Below are 6,016 nucleotides of genomic sequence, written 5' to 3' on the forward strand. Positions count from 1 at the left end.
GGAGATCAACCCAGAGTTCGATCCGCTCACCCGGCGCCAGCATAACGAACGGGCGGGTAAGCGGACGTTCGAGCAAACCACCATCGGTGGCAATGACTGTCAATGGCATGCCCGAATCCCAGGCCAGCTTATAGATACGACTGTTCGATCCGTTGAGGATGCGCCAGCGATAGGCGCGGGTTGCAGCGGTGATGGTCAGGTCTGGCCGGCCATTGACCAGAATTCGCTCGCCGAGAAACCCCATCATGCGGGTCATCGGGTCTGAGTCGTAGACGAACTGATTGTCAGCATCAAAGGTACGGTCTTGAATGATAAGTGGCAGGTCATATTCACCACCCGGCAACCCGATAGCCTCCTCGGCAGGATCACTCACCACAAACAGTCCAGCAAGACCCATGATGACCTGTTGGGCAGTCTGGCCGTGAGGATGGGGATGAAACCAGTACGTACCGGCCCGGTCAGTGACGGTAAACTCGTAGACATAACGTTCGCCGGGACGCACCGCTGTATGCGGATGCCCATCCATCGCGGGTGGGGTATGCAGACCATGCCAGTGAATAATCGAATCCTGCCGGGGATCGGGCAGCCCATTCTCAAACGTGATCCGTACCTTCTGACCGGTACGAACACGAATAATCGGCCCAAGATAGCTGTCGGGAATGGGTTGTACTGCTGCCGGATCGCCGGTATGTACCTGAGCCTGATATGTCCACACCCTGGTCGGCGTTCCCGGCAGGATTGGCACCTCTGCGGCAACTGCGCGTATGGTCAGATCGAGATCGGGGGTAAAGGCTGGACTGGGATTGGTCTGCGGTTGCGACATTGAAGAGCGCGTAGGCAGGGCACAGCCATTCAGAACGCCACTGCCAAAGACGAGAGCACCTGCCCCAAACAAGCGCAACAACCCCCGCCGTGTGAGTCGTGAAAGCATAGGTATCTCCTTCTGCACGTGTGGTGTGAAAGAAATCAGCTACGGCGATTGGCGGTTGATAGCTTCCTGCGCTTCCCGAATTTCGGGCGGCCAGGAGCTTTTGATATAGGACAGAATGGCCCAGATTTGACGATCAGTGAGCTGATTGCCAAACGCCGGCATCCCGCTGACATACCCCGGCGAGGCTATGCTCTGCCCGCCATACTTTGTGATCTGAAACAAGAGCGAATCGGGATGATGCCATGTATGTCCGGTCGCATCATGCGGTGGTGCCGGCATCATGCCATTGGGCAGCGATCGTTGCCAGTTAGGCTGCCCTTCAAGATTGAGACCATGACAACTGGCGCAATATGTTACGTACAGTGATCGCCCATCGGCAATCTGGGAAGCATCAGCCGTAATTGCTGTATTTCTGCCCGGTTGAGCTGTGATCAAACTGGCAATCAGGATGCCTGTCAGTCCTATGCCAGCAACGAGAAATCCGATGGTGCGTTGTGATAGCCAATGTTGATGATGACGAATGCGACGTCCCATGGAGTGCCTCATATCCTGCCTGCCGACACATCATCGCTGATAGCGAGTCAGCCAGATCTGCGCACACGTGATCCGGGTATGATTCCGGTTGTCAGACCTCGTATACGGTTCAGGCAAGACGACCTGTTCATCTTGTTACAATCCTTCGCAAGCGCTGTACCTGCTACCTTGTTCAGTGTAGCAATATCGGCTCAAGCAATTGTGAAGGAGCGCTCAAGATTTGCTCAAGAAAGAGCACAAAGAGATGAATAACTGTGGGATTGAATGAGGTAACAACGATCTAACTCCGGAACCAGCTACTTGCGCACATCAGTCCCGCTCGTTCAGAGAGAATGCACCGGTATACGCATCGATCAACATTCATTGACGATCGCCCTCCACCGGATAGACGAGCTGGTCATCGATCAGGAACAACGAAATATGGGAAGGTACTATTTCTGCCTGCCGGGCGATCTTGTGTACATCGTCAAATCCAAGAGACGGTGGGTAACGTATTTTCATGGCTGCCAGTTCCGCCCATTCGCGTCGCTGACGCCCAGCGCCGCGTCCACGACCCTGGGGGCCAGGACGCACATTTTGGATAACCATTGAGCGAGTATCAATTCTGACCAGACTACCGTCGCTTATCATCACGTCAACAAAAGAATCGTGTCGTCCGTTGAAAAAGATGCCGATAGCCACCCCACCGTTCACTTTTGCCGCCATATCTGCCGCCTGATCGAGATAGCCGGTCGGTAGTGAGATGAATGGCTCCCTGTCGGCGTTATGCTCAGGTGGTGGTGGTAGCATACGGTTTCCGACAGGGAAAGGTTCTGCCGGGTTGACCAAAGGAGTGAGTACCGGTCGGGCTTGATAACCCAGTCCAATGAGTAGTACTAGCGCTCCCAGGATGCCACTCAATGCGATCCAGCCCCGAAGGGTCAGGGGAAACGGCTGTCGCAGTTTAACCGTCGTCTTACCGGCAGAGGATACATCTGTGTATCCGGATTCACGCGCTAATGATGTATGTGGACGGGCCACCGGAATAACGAAGCGAGCCGTCGTGCCGTGTCCTGGGGCGCTGGCGATTTCCAATCGACCACCGTGCGCTGCGGCAATTGCTTTGACAATCGCCAGTCCCAAACCGGTACTCCCACTATTCCGCGAACGCGATCCATCGATACGATAAAAACGCTCTCCCAATCGTTGCAGATGCTCGGTGGCAATGCCTTCACCCTCATCAGCAACGACAAAACCAATCTCAGCATTTCCTGCATACACACTCAATGTAATCGTTCGGCCAGGCGGGGTATGCCGAATCGCATTTTCTACCAGATTGCAGAGCGCCCGCCGCAAGGCTTCAAGATCGGCTTCGATAGCCGGTAGCGTAGCGGCAGGCCATTGCAAGCGAATGTGTTGACCGCAGGTAGTCATCTGTGCCCGTTCGGTTATCTCTTCCAGAAATGGCACCGGTTCTATGAACTCATAGCGCAGCGGCGCGGCGTGTGGTTGCTCCATTTTGGCCAGCAACAGCAGGTCGTTCACCAGCCGACGCATACTTTCCTGTTCCCGCTTCAATCGGAGCAAGGTATGCTGAACCTGATCGTGATCCCGATGGCGTAGTGCCTCTTGCAGCAGATCAAGCCCATGACCAAAAACGGCAAGTGGAGTACGTAATTCATGCGAGGCATCGGCAACAAAGCGGCGTAACTGATCGGCAGTTTGGGTCTCAACACGAAGGGTACGCTCAATCCGATCAAGCATAGCGTTGATTGTGTTTGCCAGTTCACCAAACTCACGTACACCTGGCAACGGACTGCGCACAGCGAGTTGCCCACTTCCGACGGCGTGCGCCGTCTGCAGCAGGGTGCGGAGTGGTCGCATCGCCAGATGGACAACGAGGGGCGTCAATCCGAGCAACAGGAGGATGGAGCCACCGATGGTAAGTGCGAGCCATTGGGTTACTTGAACCAGATCGGGCGTGACTGCGGCAATCGGAAACTGACCTTCTACAACGCCAGAAACCCGCCCATCGATATCTAAAATCGCCCGACCATACACCAGATATTCCCCTGCGTCTGTTTGGACCAGGCGACTTACCGGCACACCGGTTGTCCGGAGCGTTGTATGTTCGGTAGTCATGAGGAATGGTGGTACATCACCAAACCAGCGACCGGTAGGATCGATAACAACGGCTTGAAAGTCGGTGTGACGTAACTGCGTATTGAGCAATTCTGCCGTCTGGTGCAGGGTGAGTGTAGCTGACGGTTGTGGTTCAACCAACACATTGATTAAGTCGCGTAACGTTGCTTCGTGTTCTTGAATCAACAGCGTGCGGTATTCAAGGTAGAGGACAAATCCTAAACCAATCAGGAGTGGCAGAACGCTCCCAAGGTAGAGCGTTATCAGTACTGTTTTGAACGAGGGAAGGTGCTTCATGTATCTTCTCGCAGGATATAGCCGGCGTAGCGGATGGTGTGAATGAGCTGCGGATCACCGAGTTTGTGACGTAACGCACGCACATACTGCTCGACAATGTTTGTGTTGCCGTCGAAATCATACCCCCACACATGTTCCAATATCACTTCTTTGCTCAAGACCTGACGTGGGTGGCGCATGAACAGAGAGAGCACTTGAAACTCCGTGTTGGTCAATGATATTCGTCTTGTGTCACGTTGTGCTTCGCGTGTGTCGAGAGCGAGCGTCAGATCGCCAAACGTGATCACGTTCGCAGGCGTAGTTCGCCCGCGCAGACGAGCACGCATACGTGCGAGCAGTTCATCAAGATGGAATGGCTTCACCAGGTAATCATCTGTACCCGCATCAAGTCCGGTTACCCGGTCGGTAATCGCATCCCGTGCCGTCAGCATAATGATCGGTGCCTGGGTACACTGGCGGATGTGGCGACACAATTCCAATCCATCCATCCCCGGCAACATCCAATCAAGGAGAATAAGATCAGGCTGGTGGGTCATGACAGCCTGAAGGCCGGTAGGGCCATCAGCAGCAACGATCACGTCCATACCGGCGTACCGCAGACTGGGCGCTAACATAGCGGTTAGCGCTTCGTCATCTTCGATCAAGACGATTCGACACGATGATGGTGTGTTCGTCATGCTCTTCTCTTCAGGTTAGATTGCAAGTTTTGACGCTGCTATATTGAGCATCATATACCGCCTACCGACATCTGACAAGAGTACCGGTAGGCGGTTCAAAGACACTCCGGATCGGTGATTACGGACGACCGCGGCCACGATTAGGTCCGCCTGCCCATGGTGGAGGGCCATTGAAGGAACAGTCACGAATCTCGATTGTGCGGTCAGGCGTAATAATGCGGCAGGCATCAAGATCGATTCCCCGCCGTGCCTGCGGTGGTCCCATCCAGTCTATCTGACCAACCACGGTAATTGGTGTGCCGACAGGAATATTGATGCGCTGATACCTGGGTGGGCCGGGATCAACCACAATCTGACCGGAGCCATCATCGAGCATAAATTCGTTCTCATCGACGTAGACACCACTATTGCCACTGATAGTAACGATCTGATAGAGAAATGCATTCGGATTGGCCTGAATCTGCCCAATCGTGGGTGAATTACTCTGATTTGCCGGCGGACTCTGTGATGGGGGCGGATTCGCCGGAACGGACGAACCGAAGGAACAGTCGCGGATATCGATTGTGCGGTCAGGCAGCGTAATGCGACACGCATCAAGATCGACGCCCCGCGGTGACGATGGAGATCCTATCCAGTCGATCTGACCGACCACTGTTATCGATGTACCGACAGGAATAGTGATAAGCTGCGCCGAGGATGGCGTGTCAACCACAATTTGACCGGTGCCGTCATCGAGGATAAATTCGTCCTCGTCAACGTAGATACCGCTACGGCCGCTGATGGTAACGACTTGATCGATAAACGCATTCGGATTGGCCTGGATCTGCCCAATCGTTGGTGAGCTGCTCTGTGCTGCTACCGAACCCACCGGATTGACAAGAGCGAACAGCCCGGTGACGATCAATAAGGCAAGAACGACACGTATCATTGTTTCCCCTTTCTTTTATCGTGATGAAGGATGTCATCAACTACCACTCTTTAACCGTCTCTTTCAGAATAGCAACACCTCCTGTGTCAGGACTGTGAGAGAGCTGAAAATCGGCTGAATCTTTTTCTTTCACCACAAACATAGTGCAGCGTGTGTGGCTCATCCCGTCACCAATGTTCATCTGGCTGCAGGAATGGCTTCAGGAACGAATAGAACACTTGAACGAAGATACAAGAGGAGGTCTGGCGATGATCTGAAGGTCGTCATACCTAACCAATCTCCCAATGAGCACTATGCATTACCCACATGTCACGCTGCGTTACACCAGGCTGCACGCGTTCCCCGTGGCGCAGGCTTCCGGCCCGCGTGTCGGTATCATCGCCACCGCAGGCAGATGCTGGCCCTGCTGACAGGCTTCCAGCCTTCCCCACGGTCGGATACACTGGCTACCGCCGCTACCACTGCGACCATCCGCTGCCCATGCGTGACGTGAGACCCTCGCGACAGCGATGCAACGCGATAGTGCCC

Annotated in this window: 6 protein-coding genes; all 6 read right to left on the bottom strand. The window is 54.3% G+C overall.

What is annotated here, in order from left to right; translation table 11 throughout:
- A partial coding sequence (locus VAE55_RS06750; protein WP_322815035.1) for a multicopper oxidase family protein occupies nt 1-931 on the bottom strand: 931 nt, incomplete at its 3' end.
- 39 nt (nt 932-970) lie between these two features.
- Complete coding sequence (locus VAE55_RS06755; protein ID WP_322815036.1) at nt 971-1,465, bottom strand: cytochrome c; 495 nt, start codon at nt 1,463-1,465, stop codon at nt 971-973.
- 360 nt (nt 1,466-1,825) lie between these two features.
- Nucleotides 1,826-3,883: a sensor histidine kinase gene (locus VAE55_RS06760; protein ID WP_322815037.1), complete on the bottom strand. Its 2,058-nt coding sequence runs from the start codon at nt 3,881-3,883 to the stop codon at nt 1,826-1,828.
- Entirely contained in the window at nt 3,880-4,560 is a 681-nt protein-coding gene (locus VAE55_RS06765) for a response regulator transcription factor (protein WP_322815038.1), read from the bottom strand. The genes VAE55_RS06760 and VAE55_RS06765 overlap by 4 nt, the downstream gene beginning before the upstream one ends.
- A 118-nt stretch (nt 4,561-4,678) precedes the next feature.
- Entirely contained in the window at nt 4,679-5,488 is an 810-nt protein-coding gene (locus tag VAE55_RS06770) for a hypothetical protein (protein WP_322815039.1), read from the bottom strand.
- Between the two features lie 319 nt (nt 5,489-5,807).
- Nucleotides 5,808-6,016, bottom strand: a 209-nt coding sequence (locus VAE55_RS06775; RefSeq protein WP_322815040.1) for a hypothetical protein, incomplete at its 5' end; no start/stop codon positions are given.

The sequence above is a fragment of the Chloroflexus sp. genome (assembly GCF_034432675.1).
Classification (GTDB): domain Bacteria; phylum Chloroflexota; class Chloroflexia; order Chloroflexales; family Chloroflexaceae; genus Chloroflexus.